The sequence below is a fragment of the Nonomuraea sp. NPDC003201 genome (assembly GCF_053590415.1).
In genome coordinates this window covers 1-2,390 of the sequence record NZ_JBSFTC010000659.1, presented here as the reverse complement: position 1 = coordinate 2,390, position 2,390 = coordinate 1, and the positions used below count along the sequence as shown (strand labels likewise).

The following is a 2,390-nucleotide window of genomic DNA, read 5'->3' as shown; positions in this document are numbered from 1 at the left end:
GGCGGCCGCCGGTGCGCGACTGGGCGCGGGCGGCCGGCGCGGGCGTGCTGGGCGTCTTCGTCTACAACGTGCTGTTCTTCTGGGGGCTGTCGCTGGCTCCGGCGATCGACGGGAGCACCATCGTCCCGGTCATGAGTCCGGTGCTGACCACGTCGTTCCTGCTGGTCATGGGCCAGGAGCGGGCGTCGGCGGCGCGGGTGGCGGGGCTGGCGATCGGCGCGGCCGGGGCCGTGGTCTTCTTCGTGGGCTCGGGCGGGGAGGCGGGCGCGGGCCAGGGCCGGCTCGCCGGGGACCTGCTCTTCCTGCTGAGCGCCTGCTGCTGGGCGGCGTTCACGCTGATGGGCCGCCGCGTGCTCGCCGGCATCGACCCGCTCAAGGCGACGACGTACGCGACGGTGAGCGGGGCGGTGCTCCTGGCGATCTACAGCGCGCCGTCGGCCGCCGAGGTCGCCTGGCACGACGTGCCCGCCTACGTCTGGCTGAACGTGGCCTTCGTGGCGCTCGGCCCGACCGCGGTGGCGAACCTGCTGTACTACCGGGGCATCCGCGACGTGGGGCCGGCGTCGGCGTCGATCATGATGTTCGTCGTGCCCGTCGTCGGGACCGCGTGCTCCGCCCTGTTCCTGGGGGAGTCGTTCGGCACCGTGCAGGCGGTGGGCGCGGCCGTGCTGCTCATCGGCGCCGTTCTCGCCGTCACCCAGGGCAGGCTCCCGGTACGGCGGCGCGCTATCGTTCAAGAGCCCACGTCACCCCGTCATTGAGGAAGCATGACCATCTACCGGTTGCCCGCCAACACACCCCGCTCGTTCTACCGGGGTGAGGGGCGCATCGGCAGGTTCCGCGGCGTCCGTCCCGCCGATGACCCGTACTTTCCGGAGGACTGGATCGCCTCGACCACGAGCCGGCACGGCGCGGCGCCCGCGGGGCTGACCACGCTGCCCGACGGCCGGTCGCTGGCCGAGGCGATCGCCGGCGATCCCGTGTGGTGGCTGGGGGAGCGGCACGTCGCCGAGCACGGCGCCGACCCGGCGATCCTGGTGAAGCTGCTCGACGCGGGCGAGCGCCTGCCGCTGCACGTGCACCCCGACCGCCGCTTCGCCGCCGCCCACCTGGCCTCGCCGTACGGGAAGACCGAGGCGTGGGTGATCGTCTCGGCCGAGCCGGGGGCGGCGGTGCACCTCGGCTTCGCCAGGGACGTCGAGCCGGGCGAGCTGGCCGGCTGGGTCGCGGACCAGCGGATCGACCGGATGCTCGACGCCACCAACCGGGTGCCGGTGCGGGCCGGCGACGCCATCCTCTGCCCCGCGGGCCTGCCGCACGCCATCGGGGCCGGGGTTCTCATGGTCGAGGTGCAGGAGCCGACCGACTTCTCCGTGCTGCTGGAGTGGGCGGGCTTCGACATCGACGGCCCGGCCGCCGGGCACCTGGGGCTCGGCTACGACCAGGCGCTCGCCTGCGTCGACAGGAGCGGCTGGGGTGAGGAAGGGCTCGCCGAGCTGAGCCGCGCCCGCCGCCCGTCGGCCGACGCCCGGCCCGGGGTCCAGCGGCTCTTCACCGAGCTCGCCGACGAGTTCTTCGCGGCCGAGCGGCTGCGGCCCGATCCGGTCAGCGTGCTGGAGCCGGCGTACTCGGTCGTCGTGATCACCGCCGGTGCCGGCTCCGTCGAGTGCGAGCACGGCGCGCCGCTCCAGGTCGGGGCCGGGGACACGCTGCTCGTCCCGTACGCGGCCGGGAAGTGCGCGCTGCGCGGCGACGTCACGGCGGTGCGCTGCAAACCGGTGTGAACCGACGGGAGTCAGGCGATCCGCGGCAGGTCGGCTAGGCGGACCTGCCCGTGCAGCGGCCGTCCCGTGACGAACCGTTCGACCTCGCCCACCGCGTACTCGCCCAGCGCGCGCAGCTCCCTGCCCCGGGCGCCGCTGACGTGCGGAGTCACCCAGACCCCGGGCGCGGACAGCAGGGGATGGCCCGCCGGCAGGGGTTCGGGGTCGGTGACGTCGAGGATCGCGTTGAGCCTGCCGGACACGCACTCGCCAATGAGCGCCTCGGTGTCGACGAGCGTGCCGCGGGCGGTGTTGATCAGCGTGGCGCCGTCCGGCAGCAGGCCGAGGCGGCGCTTGTCCAGCAGCCGGTACGTCTCGGGCAGCGCGGGCGCGTGCACCGTCACCAGGTCGGCGCGGCGGCACAGGTCGTCGAGGCCGACCGGCTCGCAGCCGAGCTCGCGTGCCTGGTCAGCGTCCAGATAGGGGTCGTTGAGCAGCGGCGTCACCCCGTACGGTCGAAGCCGCTCGATCACCAGCCGGCCGACGTGGAGGTGCTGATCACCGGCTGGGGGTGCCCCCGCATCGACGCGGCCGTGCTGGAGCGCGCGCCCGGGCTGCGGGCCATCG

Annotated in this window: 3 protein-coding genes; 2 read left to right on the top strand and 1 reads right to left on the bottom strand. The window is 74.6% G+C overall.

Annotated features, from left to right (window positions below; all coding sequences use genetic code 11):
• Positions 1–761, top strand: a 761-nt coding sequence (locus tag ACWDX9_RS62420) for a DMT family transporter (RefSeq protein WP_449973302.1), incomplete at its 5' end; no start/stop codon positions are given.
• Between the two features lie 6 nt (positions 762–767).
• Positions 768–1,784 carry a class I mannose-6-phosphate isomerase gene (locus ACWDX9_RS62415; protein ID WP_449973301.1) on the top strand — a complete coding sequence of 339 codons (1,017 nt, stop codon included), beginning with the start codon at positions 768–770 and terminating at the stop codon, positions 1,782–1,784.
• Positions 1,785–1,795: 11 nt separating this feature from the next.
• Here ACWDX9_RS62415 and ACWDX9_RS62410 read toward each other — a convergent pair.
• On the bottom strand, positions 1,796–2,390 hold a 595-nt coding region (locus ACWDX9_RS62410; protein ID WP_449973300.1), incomplete at its 5' end, for an NAD(P)-dependent oxidoreductase.

Excerpts from the sequence above, each read along its gene's own strand:
- ACWDX9_RS62415 (WP_449973301.1), top strand. The coding sequence starts at position 768 with ATGACCATCTACCGGTTGCCCGCCAACACACCCCGCTCGTTCTACCGG.